A 14,061-nucleotide genomic window follows, 5' to 3' on the forward strand; every position below is an offset into this window, starting at 1 on the left:
GGAGGGAAAAAATGATACATATATATAGTAAAGAAGGAAAATTTAAAGACTCATTAAACTATACAATAACTGAATTCGAATCTTCTTGGTATGATAATTATCAACCTAGAGATTTTATATCAGAAACAAAATTTGATTATCCGGTTGTGAAAAATGGAGAAATAAGGGACATGACTAGAGAAGAGAAAATACTTACATTAAATCAGATAGATCTTCTTGCTGATGGAGAAATAGTTGCTGACGGAATAATAAAAAAAATTGATTGCCCTGACGACTTCGTACAAGCTAAATGGAATAAAGAACTTAATATTTGGGAAGAAGGAGCCAACAAAGAGAGCCTGATGCTAGAAAGAAAAAACAAAATACTTGAATATGCACAATATAAGAAAGAAATCGAGGAGCTGAAAGAGTTCTCAGACGAATTTGAAAGCGATGAGACAATAGAATTATTAGAAAGTAAGATGAAGGTCTTAAAAGATGAAATAAATTCATTATTGGTTAAGATAAAAAAAATTAAGTAAGGAGGGGAATAATATGAAAGCATTAGTTATTGGACACAATCAACGGAGTAAAGGAGCATATTCTCATATGTTGAGTCAGTATGAGTATGATTATTATGTAGACGTAGCAAATATTATAAATGAGTTAGATGAGTCTATAGATGTATACCTAAGAAAACCTAGCACTGGATATAGTAAGGAAATGAGACCTGTAATAGATTCTATCAATCTAAATAATTATGATTTTGTTTTAGAACTGCATTTTAATAATGTTTCAGACAAGAGGGTGAATGGAGCTTTATGCCTTGCACATTATAAGAGTGTTAAAGGTTTAAAAATTGCAGAAGAGTTCTTAGAAAAATTATGCGAATCTTATAATTTAAAAAACAGAGGTATTATCAAGGTAAAAAGTAGTTCCGACAGAGGAGGCTTTGGAATATGTAAGACCTGCTGCCCTTATGTTTTAATTGAACCGTTTTTCGGTAATAATCAGGAAGCGGAAAAATTCAAGAATAAGGAAAGGTTTGCAAAATTTATAGTTGATTTTATTAGGGAGGTAGATTAGCATGACTGGGAAAGTATTTTATGGCGTTATAATTGCATGTATTGTGGCTGTAGTGGCATTAATTGTATTGATGTATGTATATAGAAGACAGGGGAAAATAGCTAAAGAGGAGAGAATAAAAGGTGTTTTGATGAGAATAGGATATTATGCAGTTGCAGTAGTTGAAGCTATTTACAAAGATGGAAATGGAAAAAAGAAATTGGATGAAGCTACTAAGATTGTAAGAGGTAAACTTCCAGGAGGAGTATCTGACCTTGTACCTGATGAAATGCTACATGAATGTATTGAAAAAGCCTTAGCTGATTTACAGGTGGTATTTAAAGGTAAAAAGGCGGATGAAATAAGCATGTTGAATAAAATCATTGATGCCGGAGTAAGTTCAGGTGATGCAAAAGCAGCACTTGAAGTTGCTAAAAACTTAAGAGACTCAAAAGGATATGTTGAAGGATACGCTGAAGGGCGCACAGACTTCCATGGAAAGACTGAGGGCGTTGTAGGAGTTAAAGCTGGAATGAAATTATAGAGGTGATACTATGGAGTTTTTTTGCATCAACGGAAAAGGGTTAGTTGCTGTATGTTGGACTAGCTGGATTGCATTCCTTGCTTGGCTTATCGGGGGTTTTGATTTGCTTATAACGGCTCTTTTAATACTAATGGTAATAGATTATATAAGTGGATTGCTAGCAGGATACAAAGGGAAGAAATTAAACAGTAAAAAGGCATATATGGGCATAAGAAAAAAAGTTATGATTTGGTTGATCATAGCGGTTGGAAATCTTGTTTCCATGCTTTTTAATGAACCTTCAATAAGAAATATTGTAGCTATGTTTTATTGCTCCATTGAAATTCTCAGCATAATAGAGAATGCTGGGAAACTTGGCGTGCCAATACCAAGTAAACTAAGAGATGCATTAGAGCAGTGTAAAAAAAAGTAATATTCCTATTTAGCATTGATAAGATAAAAATAAAGTGATAATATAACTTATTGATTAGAAAAAAAGTCTTTCCCCAGATGATGTAAACAGTCTAATCAAGTTTGAAAAGAAAGGAGCTCAGGCTCTTTTTTTTATACGGAATTATGCTATAATATATATAGAGAAATATCAATATTTAAGAGTAAAAAAAGGAAGAAAAATATTGCACTTAAAATGCACTTAAAAATTCAAAAACTATATAAAAAGATGTGTATAATAAAAATAAAAACACAAGAAATCAAAGGATATAAATAAAGTAGATTAAAAAGAAAATTTGCATTTGTAGAATGGGAGTAGAATTTCAAAATATCTATAATTGATGCTTTTAGAGAATAGATTATTCTATTTTCTTGAAATATTCCTAAAAATTAATAGAGATATTGAACCACCTGAGGGTAGTACCTTTAGGTGGTTTTTTTTCGTACTTAAAATGTACTCAAAAATAAAGGTTCTTTGTCAACAGTATTGATAACTAAAACAAAATAAAAATTAAAAAATAGTGTATCAGGAAATACCAATAAGGTAAATCTATCAATACTGTTTATTATACAACGTTTATTTTAGCCACCCAAGCTGGTGTTTTTTTTGTTATTTGTTAGTGTTTGATGTATAATAAAAGAGTTCAAGGGTTAAGGTGTACTTCAGTTAAAAAAATTACTGGATGTTCATACAATACCATAAAAAAATATGAAGAAATGGAAAATATGACCCCTAAATTTAATACTCCCAAGAAGCCTACAAAGCTTGCCCCGTTTAAAGATATTGTCAAAAAATGGTTGATGAAGGATAAAGGGAGATCTCATAAACAAAGACATACTGCAAAAAGAATTTACATGAAATTATGCAAAAAATACCCACATACATATAATGCAAGCTACAGAAATCTTACTAAAATCATGGCTAATGTTAAACTTGAACTTAATATTGGAAAAGAAGAGTTTTTGTAATTGTCATACTCTAAAGAAGAAGCACAGGTTGATTTTGGAAAACTTGGATTAACCATTCCAGAAGTTGTAACAAGGAAAAATAAAAAATATTATAAAAGATGATAGTGGAAAGTAAAATTTTCACTATTTTACTAAGTATAAGTGAATAGAGAAGGGATATAATGGAGATAAGATTATTAGTAGAAAAAGAGATAGGTAAGGTGGCAGAACTTTATATTAAAAGTTGGGGAACAACATATAAAGCAATTATACCAGATAAGATATTAGAGAGATTTAGTCAGACATGGAAAGATTACATAACTAAAGAGAATAGTGGTATATTTGGGGCATTTGAAAATGATGTATTCTTAGGATTTGGAGCTTTTACTCCAGATGAGGAGATAGGAAATACTTTGTGCTTAGAATCTTTACATGTAAAAGATGAGTATAAAGGAAAAGGAATAGAAAACAAGATTATAAATCATCTAAAAGAGCATGCCAGGAGAAAAGGATATAAAGGTGTAAATGTATCTATAATGAGTGGAAATTATAAAGCAAGAGACCTATATACAAAATCAGGAGTAGTCCCTCTTAATGATTATGATAACTATAAAATAAAGTTTGAAAAATTGTATTGTGATATAGAAGTATTAGGAAATAGAAGACTTTTGGATAGAGCAAGTAAAGATTTAAAGGGAGCAGATGAGCAATTATTAGTATTAAAAATAGTGGAGCAATATATTAAAGAAAGTAAGTTAAATACCCTGTATCAAATATTGACTAGAAAAGAAACTGATCCAAAAGATATTATTAAGATAGGAATAGAAGCACAGCCATTAACCCATAGAAAAAAGGAAGGAAATACTTATCTTGACTTAGCTATGGGAAGCATAAAGAAAAGAGGAAATACAGAATCAGGGATAGAATTAGATACTGATAATAAGGAACAAGATTTTGTATTTTGTGAGGCTAAATGGAAAAGTGATTTATCTGTTGGAGTAAGTAAATGTTCTATCAGAAATCAACTTCAAAGAGTAATAGAAAATGCCTTAATTTTTGCTGGGGAAACTTTTAAAGGAAATATATTTGTTACTTTAATAACACCAGAATTATATAAGAAACACTATGAATTAGGACTTAATACAAGATTTTATTCTTGTAAATATTTTGAATATAAGGAAAATATAAGAGGAACATTTTTAAGAGAGCTTGATTTAATTAAAAAATTAGGGGTAATACCTTTTAATGATGAAAAAGGAGAAGAGAAAAAGAGCAAATTTATAGAGAGAGTTGAAAAGAATTTAAATAAGTTAATTTTAAATTGGGTAACATTTGAAGAGTTACTTTCTGAAATTTCTAATGATATTTTAAAGAGTGAATACGAAAAATACAATACTAAAGGTTAGTTTTAAAAAGGATGGTATAATCCAGGAAGCATTGGCAGAAACGATAGGATGCTCAGGTCTAACCCATTCAGTTGCTATGGCATCAGAATTCCGGGACTTACTTTACTAGAGGCATTGAATATAGGCCTTGTGTGTGATGTAATGAATACAACCATTAGAGAGATTTTTTTACAGATAGCATATAGTAGATTAAAATTTTCATTTTCTGAAGGAGGACTTCCAATTGGAGCAGGAAAAACTTCATGGTTGGAATGGCAGTTGCAGTAGCTGTTGCAAATTCTTAAAAATATAATTCTCTAAGCTATAAATTCTTTCTATTTATATTGCTCACAGAAAGAAAATTTGAAACTCACTTCGTTCAGACAGTCAAATTTTCAGTATTCTGTTTCGCTGCATAAATTATGAAACAATTTCTAATGCCGAGAATTTTATTTTTTAAGTTCAGCAATGCAACAGCTTTTTATTATTATTTATTTAATAGTTTTTTCTTTAAAGCTTCCTGTAATACTTGTGAAAAGTTAATGTTTTTATTTTTTGCCAGAATATCTAAATAACTAGGGATTGTCAATGTCTTTTTAACATAAGCAATCTTTATTAAAGATTTTTCATATTCATAGTTTAAATTTATATATACTAACTCCTGATTAGGTTTTAGTAATTTCTTTAATGTTGCAATTGAACTAGAAATAGGAAAATCTTTTTTTTCATTTTCTAACTCTTCTAAATTTAAAACTAAATACTCTTTTCCCATCTCAATAGCTTCTTCAAATGTGTCACCATAAGTGTTATAAAAATCTTTTTCAAAATCAGGAAAACCAATGTAATAAACATTATCCTCGTGGGTTATAATTGCTGGATATGTTAAGTTCATATTATCACACTCCTTTTTGAACTGAGGTCAAGCAAGGTATTACAACCTTGCTTGTTTGAAAATACTCTCAAGGGTTTTCTTAGGTAAATCTTTTCTAGGATGTGGTAATGTCACTATACCCTGTTTGTAAGGGTGTTTAAACTGATAGTGACTCCCTTTCACTCTATCAAGATACCAACCATCTTTTTTGAGTAGTTTCATAAGGTCTTTTGAGCTCATTCGACCACCTCATAATTATTATAACACGTATTAAACACGTAGTAAAGAAAAATAAAAAATAAATAAGAAAAATTCAGTTAATCCTGGTAATGTCTTGGACTAAAGAAAAATAGAAGAAAAAGAGATATTATAATTAGTGGCAATTACATCCCTCTTCTCTTGCTTAAAACATAAAATAAAGATAGAATAAAGTCAATGATATCAGATATTCAAGTGGAGGTAGTATTATGGAAGATAGAATATATTTTGAGCTTATAGAGATATACAATTTGATGTTTCATGAGAATTTTCCCAATATGCTTTTAAAAAATTACTCTATAAATGAGCAGATACAAATATTGGAAGAGTGTATAAAAAATAACAAACCATATATCCCAAATAATATATATGAGAATTCAGATGTAGATAGTTGATTAAGTTAGTATAATGGGATAGAATATATATAGGTATACTTGTTTAAATTACATTTATAAATATCGTGAGGAAGGAAAGGAGATTCAAATGATTTATTCACATGAAGTTGAAATTATGTGTCCAGTAGCTCAGGGTGTAAGACACGGAGCAGCACCTATTCCTGAAGAGGGAAAATGGGTAAAAGCAAAAGAGATTACTGATATATCAGGTCTGACACACGGAGTAGGTTGGTGTGCACCACAACAGGGTGCCTGTAAGCTTACATTAAATGTTAAGGATGGTATTATCCAGGAAGCATTGGTAGAGACAATAGGATGCTCAGGGATGACTCACTCAGCTGCCATGGCATCAGAAATACTCCCAGGACTTACTTTACTAGAGGCATTGAATACAGACCTTGTATGTGATGCAATAAATACAGCTATGAGAGAACTATTTTTACAGATAGCATATGGTAGATCACAATCTGCATTTTCTGAAGGAGGACTTCCAATTGGGGCAGGAATGGAAGATCTTGGAAAAGGATTGAGATCACAGATAGGAACAATGTATGGAACATTGAAAAAAGGACCTCGTTATCTTGAAATGACTGAAGGGTATGTAACAGGTATAGCACTTGATGAAAATGATGAAATAATAGGGTACCAGTTCGTAAACTTTGGAAAGATGATGGACTTTATCAAAGCAGGAGATGACGCTAATACAGCACTTGAAAAGGCAAGAGGACAATATGGAAGAGTGGCAGATGCTGTTAAGATAATTGATCCAAGAAAGGAATAATGGAGGTACGAAAATGGCTTTATTTGAATCATATGAAAGAAGAATAGATAAGATTAATTCTGTACTTAATAGTTACGGAATAAAATCATTAGAGGAAGCTCAGGAAATCACTAAAAATGCCGGGCTTGACGTATATAATCAGATTAAATCAATTCAGCCAATATGCTTTGAAAATGCATGCTGGGCGTATATAGCTGGAGCTGCAATTGCTATTAAAAAAGGATGTAAAAAGGCATCAGAAGCAGCTGCGGCAATAGGAGAGGGGCTGCAATCTTTCTGTATTCCTGGTTCAGTTGCAGATATTAGAAAGGTTGGATTGGGACATGGTAACCTTGCTAAGATGTTACTTGAAGAGGATACTGAGTGTTTCTGTTTCCTAGCTGGGCATGAATCATTTGCAGCAGCAGAAGGGGCAATAGGAATAGCTGAAAAGGCTAATAAAGTTAGAAAAAAACCACTTAGAGTAATCTTAAATGGTCTTGGAAAAGATGCAGCACAGATTATTTCAAGAATAAATGGATTTACATATGTGGAAACTCAGTATGACTATTCTACAGGAGAGCTTAAAGAGGTATTCAGAAAATCATACTCTAAAGGATTGAGATCTAAGGTAAACTGCTATGGTGCCAATGATGTTAGAGAGGGAGTTGCAATAATGCACAGGGAAAATGTTGATGTATCAATTACAGGTAACTCAACTAACCCTACAAGATTTCAGCACCCAGTAGCAGGAACTTATAAGAAGGAACGTATTGAACAGGGTAAAAAATACTTTTCAGTGGCTTCAGGTGGAGGAACAGGAAGAACACTTCACCCAGATAATATGGCTGCAGGACCAGCTTCTTATGGTATGACTGATACTCTTGGTCGTATGCACTCAGATGCTCAGTTTGCAGGATCTTCTTCAGTACCTGCCCATGTTGAGATGATGGGAATTATTGGAGCAGGAAATAACCCTATGGTTGGAATGACAGTTGCAGTAGCTGTTGCAATAGAAGAGGCTATGAAAAATAAATAAAATAGATTACAACTTAGGAGGGATGATAATATGAAATTAGTTGAAGTAAAACAGAAAATTGCTGGAGAATATGCTACTCTTATTAATAAAAATGTTACACATTTTGATTACAGCAACAATGGTAAAATGATTAAGTTTTTAGAGGATAGAAAAATCGAAAGAGACGATTACAAATATAATATAGAAAGAATAGATGCAGGTAGAGAGTATGTAAATGACAGTATGTTAATTAACTTAGATGATTACTCTTCAGTAACAATGGGGACAATAAATGAGAGGATATCATTTGAAAATCTAAATGGAGAAGAGATATTTTTTGAAGATGATTTGCCATATATAAAGTTAGAAAAAACTATTCCAACAATTGTTCAAACTCAAAGATATCAAAGTTGTGAAGTTACTGCTGGAACTGTATATACAATACTTTTCTTTGTTAAACATGGAGAGTATGAAAGAATCAAAAGAATTATCTATTCAAATGTTGCAAAATAAGAAAGTAAAATAAAAAGAGACTGTTGCAAATATTTAAAAATATAATTCTCTTAGCTATCAATTCTTTCTATTTATCTTGCTTACAGAAAGAAAATTTGAAGCTCACTTCGTTCAGACAGTCAAATTTTCAGTATTCTGTTTCGCTTCATAAATTACGAAACAATTTCTAATGCCCGAGAATTTTATTTTTATGACTTAACAAATGCAACAGCCTTTTTAATTTTAACGAACTATCTGTAAAAATATTGGGCTTATAGAATAGATTTTCCCTTTATAAAAAACATCTACAAATGGAGATTTAAGTATCCTTTCCTGATAGTCAAAAAGCTCTTTTTTGTCAGGTCCCTCTACATCAAGAGGAGTCCCTTTCTCTAACCACTCTTTAACTGGTAAAGTACCAATGTGAGATTCAGTATCAGTAATATCCACCCATTCTCCAAGCAAACATGCATAAACTCTTGTTGCCATTAAAAATCACCCCTTTAGAATTATATAGCTTCTAACAATACGATTATAACCCTACATTATAAGAAATTCAATATGAGAAAATATTTATTTTACAGTATAAAGAGCCATTCTGAATGACTTAGTATAGCTAAAAGAATTTTGATTTTAGGCTCTCTTCTAATAATAACCTTAATTGTCACAATAGCAATAGATAGAAAATTGATAATTACAAGAAGTATTCCCAGCTGATGATTATACCCCTTTAGAAGAGTTATACCTAAAAAAATAATGTCGTATAGCTTATTTAAGCCAAAAAGAATCTTTAAATCCCTATATCCCTTTAAGATTTTAATATAGAAAGTGATATAGAAAATAGCAGTTATAGTAAGCAGTATCCCAGTAAATACATAAAAATTCATATTAACACCTTCTTTCCCAAAGATAATATGTTCTATTATTATATTACCACATTTTTTATATGAATTGTCTTATATTTAGCAAAAAAAGTACTAAATAAGTTTGAAAATTGAATTTGATAGTGTTAGAATGAGGATAAGAAGTTAAAAATATAAAATGTTTAGAGGAAGTGGTTATTTTGGCAGGAAGATGTGGGGAATGCAGATTTTACAATGGAAGAAATTGTGGGGTAACTGGTTCTACAGTATCACCAAACTTTACATGTGCATATTTTGGCAGCAGAGTTAACGGTCAAAGTGACAGATGCAAAGATTGCAGATTTTATGATGGAAGAAACTGTGGAGTAACAGGATCAAGGGTATCACCTAACTTTCGTTGCAACTATTTTGGAAATTATACCAGAAGTTTAACAGATAAGTGTAAGGATTGTGCTTTTTATACTGGAAGAAATTGTAATAGAAATGGTACCAGAGTATCACCAAATTTCCATTGCAATTATTTTGGACCATTTAGATAAATTGAGAAAGTATTTGAAAAAACAAGATAAATATAGTATAATTTTAGTACAAAGAGTTTGCTTGCAATGAGATATGATTTTTTATCGACTGTTAAGTGTCAAGGGGGAGATTAAATGGAAGAGGAAAGAAATACCAATATGGCACCAGTAATGAAGGTGACAGATTGGCTTGTTGTGAGTATTATTTCAGTAATACCAGTAGTTAATATAGTTATGTGGGTAGTTTGGCTTGTTTCAAGTAATACAAATCCAAATCTGAAGAATTATATAAAGGCAATTATAGTTATTTTCCTTATAGCTATTGTGCTATCATTCCTTGGATTATTTGGACTTGCAGCAATGTTTAATTAAAAAAATAAGGAGAGAGGTTTAACCCTTTCTCCTTTTTATTTTATACTAAAGGTTTAACTGTTGTAAATTCAATATTGAAGAATGCCATAAGTTCAAGCATGTTGTTAAACTCTTCTCCTTTAGGATTGTTTTCACTTTTTAAAACTGAATGAACAAGACGAGTATCCAATTCATTGTAATCAATAAAATGCTCAACTGGTCTTCCAGTTTTATTAGTATATTCAACAATAAGTTCTCTGATTTTATTCTTTTTAGTAGAAGCTTTCTCTTTTAAGTCCTCAGCATTTAGATGAAAATTGATATATGGAGATTTGTCAGTTTCTACACTTACTCCAAGAGCCTCTAAAAATCTTACCATTTCTGCAACACAAGGTGAATTTTTCTTAGTCATATTTTTTAATGTACAAATATTAATTCCATATTTTTCAGGTAGTTCTTCTGGACTGAATAGTAACGATGATGAGCATAATAGCATACGGTTCACTATATCGTGTACACTATTTGATGAACTGTCATTATTCTGTTTTAACCCTAGATGAAGTTTTTCAATATCTTTTTCTTGATACATATAATACCTCCCAAATTAGTTCCTTAACTATAGTTTAACATATATTCAATATAAATCAATAGTTAAATTAGAAAAAACTTAAGTAAAGAATGTATAAATATTCAGTTGAATATTAAAAATATAAATAGGTTAATCTGTTATATAGTGTACACTAAATATGGAAAAGTAGAATTCCATTGAAAAGATAACAAAAAATATTTATAAAATTAATAATTTGTATATTTATGATATATATGGTATAATATATTGGATAGATTGTTATCCAAAGAAAAATAAATACAGAACTTCATATGAGTCTTTCTTAAACAGGAAGACTTTTTTCATAGATAATAGGTAAATATTAATAGGGTGGGGTGGTAATAGATGTATACAAGAGAAGAGATGGTAGTTTTATCACTTATGTATTCAAAGGTAAGAAAAGATGGATATATTGTATCAGTATTCAATCATCTTCTTTTATCAGAGGTATTTAAGGCATCGTTAGTGGAAAATCTGTCACTTTTTGATAGAAATAACATAAGAGAACTGGTAGAAATAGCAGTTGAAAAATGTAGTTTGAGACATCCAGATAAAAAATTTGATAATTGTGCAAAGGAGCTGAGAGGATTTTTATCAGCATTTAATTACAGAAAGGCTATAAGAGAGGCTAAAAGTGAATTAAGAACAGCAAAAGAGCATAAAATCCATTTGGTTACCTATTTGGAAGATGGGTATCCAGAGCACTTAAAGAATTTAGAAGTTCCTCCATTTGTACTCTATTATAAAGGAGTACTTCCAAGTGAAAGCACATTTGAAAAATCACTTGCAATAGTTGGAGCAAGAAATCTTGAGAAAAACTATGGAACAGAGCTTGCATACAATATAGGAGAGTTTTTACTGGACAATGGGTGGTATAATGTTGGGTGCTTAGCACCAGGATGTGCTGAATACGGTCATAGGGGTAGTATTGGAGCAACAGGCGTGGTGTTAGGTCAGGGACTTGCAACAACGATTTTACCAGTTAAAAATAACGAACTTGCTCAGGAGATATTGGATAATGGTGGGTTTATTATGTCAGAGCTTCCACCTACTAAGAGAATCAATCCAGTGGCAGTAATAGCAAGGGACAGACTTCAATCAGGACTTACTAAGGGGATAATTGTTGTGGAAAGTTCAATAGGTTCAGGGACAATGTATGCAGTGAGATATGCTCTTAATCAGCATAAGAAGATATTCGTAGTAGATGCAGAAAAATTTGCAGATGAGGTAAGAGATTCAAGAGATATAAAGGGAAATGTGGAACTTTTAAATAGAGAAAAGGATCTTAGAACCAATGTAAACATCTCTATGGAAGAGAAAGAGAAGATAATTGGAGTAGCACAAAAAGAGGAACTTAAGAGATATCTTGATAATATAGAAGAGGAGACTCGTTTAGAAAAAGAGATGGAACTTGAAAAGGAGATTGCATAGAATACTTTGCACAGTTTTCTATAAAAATTAGTATCAGAACAAATAAAAATAATATTTAAATAAAAATACCTGGGAGTATCTTTATCCTGAAATGAGATAGAGAGACCTCAGGTATTTTATTTTAAACTTTTTGTAAATAGAATTTGCTAATATATTCCATAGAGAAACACCAGGTATTTTGTTTTAGCAGTTATAATTTTTGTGAGAAAAACCTGTCAAAGTCATCTACAGTTGTAAAAAAGTGGATGTTACTGAAATCCTCGTCACTTAAAAATCCCTCATCTACCATATTCTGATAGAATTTTTTAAGGGTATCATAGTAACCATCTATGTTAAAAAACACACAGGGATATGCAATTTTTCCAAGTCTATATAGGGATAGCACCTCTGAAATCTCCTCCATAGTGCCTATTCCTCCTGGAAGAGCAATAAAAAACTCTCCTAAAGATATCATTTTAGCTTTTCTCTCACTCATAGTTTCAACTGTAATAAGCTGGGTTATTTTTTTATGTGCAACTTCACGTCTTTTAAGAAATTCAGGTATGATACCTATAACCTTTCCATTGTTTTCAAGGACACTGTCAGCAATACTCCCCATAAGGCCTGTATTTCCACCACCATAAACCAGGGTATGACCATACTTTGCAACTATTTTACCAAGAGATATTGTTTCATACCTATATTTGTCATTTTTTCCGCCAGATGCACCGCAGTAAACTACTACATTCATGTTATTTCCCCTTTCATATCCATCTGTTATCCTGTAATATTTGAAAAATCCTCAAAAGTTCCCTTTCTGATTACCTTTCCATTCTCCATCATCATCTCGCCATTTATAAAAACATACTCTATATTATAATCTTTGTTGATAATAAGAAAATCTGCAAAATATCCAGGTTTTATACTTCCTCTTACACTGTCTATTCCAAGTCCTTTAGCGACATTTAAAGTTCCAAATTTAAGAGCTTCATCCAATGTGAATATCCCCTTTTTAACAAGATTTGTAATCTGCCTGAATACTGTATCACATGGAGATGCACCGATTTTTAATAGATGCCCTTCACTGTCATAAGATGACCAGCTTCCATTCCCATCAGAGGTCATAGTGACTTTTGAAAGGTTGGCATCATTATCTTTAAGAATACTTAAAAGCTCAGATACAGGAGCAATATTTCCTTCGTCATCAGCAGTTATATCAATATATCCACCCTTTTTATTAAATTCTATGCAGTCATAAAATAGTTCCTTTTTTCTACCTACATGGGTAGGTCTGAAATGTGTAATTGGAATATCATATTTTTCAATAATCTCATATACTGGATTAATAGAGCTGTTTCCATTTCCCATATGCATAGTAACAATTCCAGGCTTTCCAGAAAGCATACCACCAAGTCTTGCTTCACTTGCTATTCTTGCAAGCTCCTCTACCTGAAGTGCAGAAGAACGATGATCTGAATATGCAATCTTAACACCGATTATCTCATCAATAAAGGTGATATCCCTTTTGATGCTTCCAGTAATATTTGGACTTGGATATGAATATGCCCCTGTAAGACACATGGCATTTACCCCCTCTTCCTTAAGAGCTTTTGTCTTAGCAACTAGATTTTCAACAGATCTTGTAGTTGAATCAGTTCCTAAAAGTCCCACTGTAGTTGTAACTCCTGCCTTTATAAGGGTGCTCAGGTTTACTTCAGGAACTCTTGTCTTAAAGCTTCCCTCTCCCCCTCCACCTGTAATATGGATGTGCTGGTCTATTATTCCAGAAGTTAGGATTTTTCCACTTCCATCTATAATCTTCATATTTTTCAAATTGTAACTGATCTCATCTTCAATCTCTATTATCCTGTCGTTGCAGACTAAAATATCCTTTTTTCCAAGGTATTCAGGTGAATATATCTCAATATTTTTGATAAGTGTAAACATTTTATCTTCCCCCTAGCTTTTTCTATTTACCTAATTATACCACATTTAGAATAAGTTAAGAGTAGAATATTAGCTATTGATAATTTGTTATAAGTATATTATAATATATATATCAATAAATATATATAAGGAGTAAAGCAGCATGGAAAGAGTATATGCATGTATTGATCTGAAATCATTTTATCTAAAAACTTCAAGAAGACCCCCTCCTCTTTAGTTGG

At 31.5% G+C, this 14,061-nt stretch carries 20 protein-coding genes and 1 pseudogene; 14 read left to right on the forward strand and 7 right to left on the reverse strand.

Annotation, left to right across the window (positions count from 1 at the left end):
• From IX290_RS09105 to IX290_RS09135, 7 genes and pseudogenes are all read left to right on the forward strand, one after another.
• Positions 1-521, forward strand: a 521-nt coding sequence (locus IX290_RS09105; RefSeq protein ID WP_211492902.1) for a hypothetical protein, incomplete at its 5' end; no start/stop codon positions are given.
• Positions 522-534: 13 nt separating this feature from the next.
• Positions 535-1,065 (forward strand): N-acetylmuramoyl-L-alanine amidase, encoded by a 531-nt coding sequence (locus IX290_RS09110; RefSeq protein ID WP_211492903.1) that lies wholly within the window; start codon positions 535-537, stop codon positions 1,063-1,065.
• A 1-nt stretch (position 1,066) separates the two neighbouring features.
• Positions 1,067-1,588 (forward strand): phage holin, LLH family, encoded by a 522-nt coding sequence (locus IX290_RS09115; protein WP_211492904.1) that lies wholly within the window; start codon positions 1,067-1,069, stop codon positions 1,586-1,588.
• A gap of 10 nt (positions 1,589-1,598) precedes the next feature.
• Positions 1,599-2,000 (forward strand): phage holin family protein, encoded by a 402-nt coding sequence (locus tag IX290_RS09120; RefSeq protein WP_211492905.1) that lies wholly within the window; start codon positions 1,599-1,601, stop codon positions 1,998-2,000.
• A gap of 644 nt (positions 2,001-2,644) precedes the next feature.
• Positions 2,645-2,986, forward strand: a complete 342-nt coding sequence (locus tag IX290_RS09125) for a hypothetical protein (protein WP_211492906.1) — start codon at positions 2,645-2,647, stop codon at positions 2,984-2,986.
• A 161-nt stretch (positions 2,987-3,147) separates the two neighbouring features.
• A complete protein-coding gene (locus IX290_RS09130) occupies positions 3,148-4,371 on the forward strand; it encodes a GNAT family N-acetyltransferase (RefSeq protein WP_211492907.1) in 1,224 nt (407 codons plus the stop codon).
• A gap of 7 nt (positions 4,372-4,378) precedes the next feature.
• Positions 4,379-4,605 (forward strand): annotated as a pseudogene (locus IX290_RS09135) (hypothetical protein); the annotation flags it as partial.
• 232 nt (positions 4,606-4,837) lie between these two features.
• Here IX290_RS09135 and IX290_RS09140 read toward each other — a convergent pair.
• Both IX290_RS09140 and IX290_RS09145 read right to left on the reverse strand, forming a co-directional pair.
• Positions 4,838-5,242 carry a type II toxin-antitoxin system HicB family antitoxin gene (locus IX290_RS09140; protein ID WP_211492909.1) on the reverse strand — a complete coding sequence of 135 codons (405 nt, stop codon included), beginning with the start codon at positions 5,240-5,242 and terminating at the stop codon, positions 4,838-4,840.
• Positions 5,243-5,281: 39 nt separating this feature from the next.
• Entirely contained in the window at positions 5,282-5,461 is a 180-nt protein-coding gene (locus tag IX290_RS09145) for a type II toxin-antitoxin system HicA family toxin (RefSeq protein WP_211492910.1), read from the reverse strand.
• A gap of 227 nt (positions 5,462-5,688) precedes the next feature.
• On the opposite strand from IX290_RS09145, the gene IX290_RS09150 reads away from it, so the two are divergent.
• From IX290_RS09150 to IX290_RS09165, 4 genes are all read left to right on the forward strand, one after another.
• Complete coding sequence (locus IX290_RS09150) at positions 5,689-5,874, forward strand: hypothetical protein (protein ID WP_211492911.1); 186 nt, start codon at positions 5,689-5,691, stop codon at positions 5,872-5,874.
• Between the two features lie 88 nt (positions 5,875-5,962).
• Entirely contained in the window at positions 5,963-6,655 is a 693-nt protein-coding gene (locus tag IX290_RS09155; protein ID WP_211492912.1) for a hypothetical protein, read from the forward strand.
• Positions 6,656-6,668: 13 nt separating this feature from the next.
• Positions 6,669-7,673: a GGGtGRT protein gene (locus IX290_RS09160; protein WP_211492913.1), complete on the forward strand. Its 1,005-nt coding sequence runs from the start codon at positions 6,669-6,671 to the stop codon at positions 7,671-7,673.
• 30 nt (positions 7,674-7,703) lie between these two features.
• Complete coding sequence (locus tag IX290_RS09165; RefSeq protein WP_211492914.1) at positions 7,704-8,165, forward strand: hypothetical protein; 462 nt, start codon at positions 7,704-7,706, stop codon at positions 8,163-8,165.
• A gap of 222 nt (positions 8,166-8,387) precedes the next feature.
• Here IX290_RS09165 and IX290_RS09170 read toward each other — a convergent pair whose 3' ends face one another.
• Positions 8,388-8,633 (reverse strand): hypothetical protein, encoded by a 246-nt coding sequence (locus IX290_RS09170; RefSeq protein WP_211492915.1) that lies wholly within the window; start codon positions 8,631-8,633, stop codon positions 8,388-8,390.
• An 89-nt stretch (positions 8,634-8,722) separates the two neighbouring features.
• Positions 8,723-9,031 carry a hypothetical protein gene (locus IX290_RS09175; protein WP_211492916.1) on the reverse strand — a complete coding sequence of 103 codons (309 nt, stop codon included), beginning with the start codon at positions 9,029-9,031 and terminating at the stop codon, positions 8,723-8,725.
• Positions 9,032-9,207: 176 nt separating this feature from the next.
• On the opposite strand from IX290_RS09175, the gene IX290_RS09180 reads away from it, so the two are divergent.
• Positions 9,208-9,546, forward strand: coding sequence for a hypothetical protein (locus IX290_RS09180; RefSeq protein ID WP_211492917.1), 339 nt, complete (start codon positions 9,208-9,210; stop codon positions 9,544-9,546).
• Positions 9,547-9,660: 114 nt separating this feature from the next.
• Positions 9,661-9,897 (forward strand): hypothetical protein, encoded by a 237-nt coding sequence (locus tag IX290_RS09185; RefSeq protein ID WP_211492918.1) that lies wholly within the window; start codon positions 9,661-9,663, stop codon positions 9,895-9,897.
• 40 nt (positions 9,898-9,937) lie between these two features.
• Here IX290_RS09185 and IX290_RS09190 read toward each other — a convergent pair whose 3' ends face one another.
• Positions 9,938-10,465: a hypothetical protein gene (locus IX290_RS09190; RefSeq protein ID WP_211492919.1), complete on the reverse strand. Its 528-nt coding sequence runs from the start codon at positions 10,463-10,465 to the stop codon at positions 9,938-9,940.
• Between the two features lie 363 nt (positions 10,466-10,828).
• On the opposite strand from IX290_RS09190, the gene IX290_RS09195 reads away from it, so the two are divergent.
• Entirely contained in the window at positions 10,829-11,914 is a 1,086-nt protein-coding gene (locus IX290_RS09195; protein ID WP_211492920.1) for a DNA-processing protein DprA, read from the forward strand.
• A gap of 190 nt (positions 11,915-12,104) precedes the next feature.
• On the opposite strand, the gene IX290_RS09200 is transcribed toward IX290_RS09195, so the two are convergent.
• Positions 12,105-12,644 (reverse strand): TIGR00730 family Rossman fold protein, encoded by a 540-nt coding sequence (locus tag IX290_RS09200; RefSeq protein ID WP_211492921.1) that lies wholly within the window; start codon positions 12,642-12,644, stop codon positions 12,105-12,107.
• A 26-nt stretch (positions 12,645-12,670) separates the two neighbouring features.
• A complete protein-coding gene (gene iadA, locus IX290_RS09205; RefSeq protein ID WP_211492922.1) occupies positions 12,671-13,840 on the reverse strand; it encodes a beta-aspartyl-peptidase in 1,170 nt (389 codons plus the stop codon).
• Between the last annotated feature and the right edge of the window lie 221 nt (positions 13,841-14,061).

Source organism: Fusobacterium sp. DD2 (assembly GCF_018205345.1).
Classification (GTDB): domain Bacteria; phylum Fusobacteriota; class Fusobacteriia; order Fusobacteriales; family Fusobacteriaceae; genus Fusobacterium_A.

What these genes read in the sequence shown, in the direction of transcription:
- IX290_RS09110 (WP_211492903.1), top strand. Translation starts at nt 535, where the DNA reads ATGAAAGCATTAGTTATTGGACACAATCAACGGAGTAAAGGAGCATAT.
- IX290_RS09115 (WP_211492904.1), top strand. Translation starts at nt 1,067, where the DNA reads ATGACTGGGAAAGTATTTTATGGCGTTATAATTGCATGTATTGTGGCT.
- IX290_RS09120 (WP_211492905.1), top strand. Translation starts at nt 1,599, where the DNA reads ATGGAGTTTTTTTGCATCAACGGAAAAGGGTTAGTTGCTGTATGTTGG.
- IX290_RS09125 (WP_211492906.1), top strand. Translation starts at nt 2,645, where the DNA reads ATGTATAATAAAAGAGTTCAAGGGTTAAGGTGTACTTCAGTTAAAAAA.
- IX290_RS09130 (WP_211492907.1), top strand. Translation starts at nt 3,148, where the DNA reads ATGGAGATAAGATTATTAGTAGAAAAAGAGATAGGTAAGGTGGCAGAA.
- IX290_RS09140 (WP_211492909.1), bottom strand. Translation starts at nt 5,242, where the DNA reads ATGAACTTAACATATCCAGCAATTATAACCCACGAGGATAATGTTTAT.
- IX290_RS09145 (WP_211492910.1), bottom strand. Translation starts at nt 5,461, where the DNA reads ATGAGCTCAAAAGACCTTATGAAACTACTCAAAAAAGATGGTTGGTAT.
- IX290_RS09150 (WP_211492911.1), top strand. Translation starts at nt 5,689, where the DNA reads ATGGAAGATAGAATATATTTTGAGCTTATAGAGATATACAATTTGATG.
- IX290_RS09155 (WP_211492912.1), top strand. Translation starts at nt 5,963, where the DNA reads ATGATTTATTCACATGAAGTTGAAATTATGTGTCCAGTAGCTCAGGGT.
- IX290_RS09160 (WP_211492913.1), top strand. Translation starts at nt 6,669, where the DNA reads ATGGCTTTATTTGAATCATATGAAAGAAGAATAGATAAGATTAATTCT.
- IX290_RS09165 (WP_211492914.1), top strand. Translation starts at nt 7,704, where the DNA reads ATGAAATTAGTTGAAGTAAAACAGAAAATTGCTGGAGAATATGCTACT.
- IX290_RS09170 (WP_211492915.1), bottom strand. Translation starts at nt 8,633, where the DNA reads ATGGCAACAAGAGTTTATGCATGTTTGCTTGGAGAATGGGTGGATATT.
- IX290_RS09175 (WP_211492916.1), bottom strand. Translation starts at nt 9,031, where the DNA reads ATGAATTTTTATGTATTTACTGGGATACTGCTTACTATAACTGCTATT.
- IX290_RS09185 (WP_211492918.1), top strand. Translation starts at nt 9,661, where the DNA reads ATGGAAGAGGAAAGAAATACCAATATGGCACCAGTAATGAAGGTGACA.
- IX290_RS09190 (WP_211492919.1), bottom strand. Translation starts at nt 10,465, where the DNA reads ATGTATCAAGAAAAAGATATTGAAAAACTTCATCTAGGGTTAAAACAG.
- IX290_RS09195 (WP_211492920.1), top strand. Translation starts at nt 10,829, where the DNA reads ATGTATACAAGAGAAGAGATGGTAGTTTTATCACTTATGTATTCAAAG.
- IX290_RS09200 (WP_211492921.1), bottom strand. Translation starts at nt 12,644, where the DNA reads ATGAATGTAGTAGTTTACTGCGGTGCATCTGGCGGAAAAAATGACAAA.
- iadA (WP_211492922.1), bottom strand. Translation starts at nt 13,840, where the DNA reads ATGTTTACACTTATCAAAAATATTGAGATATATTCACCTGAATACCTT.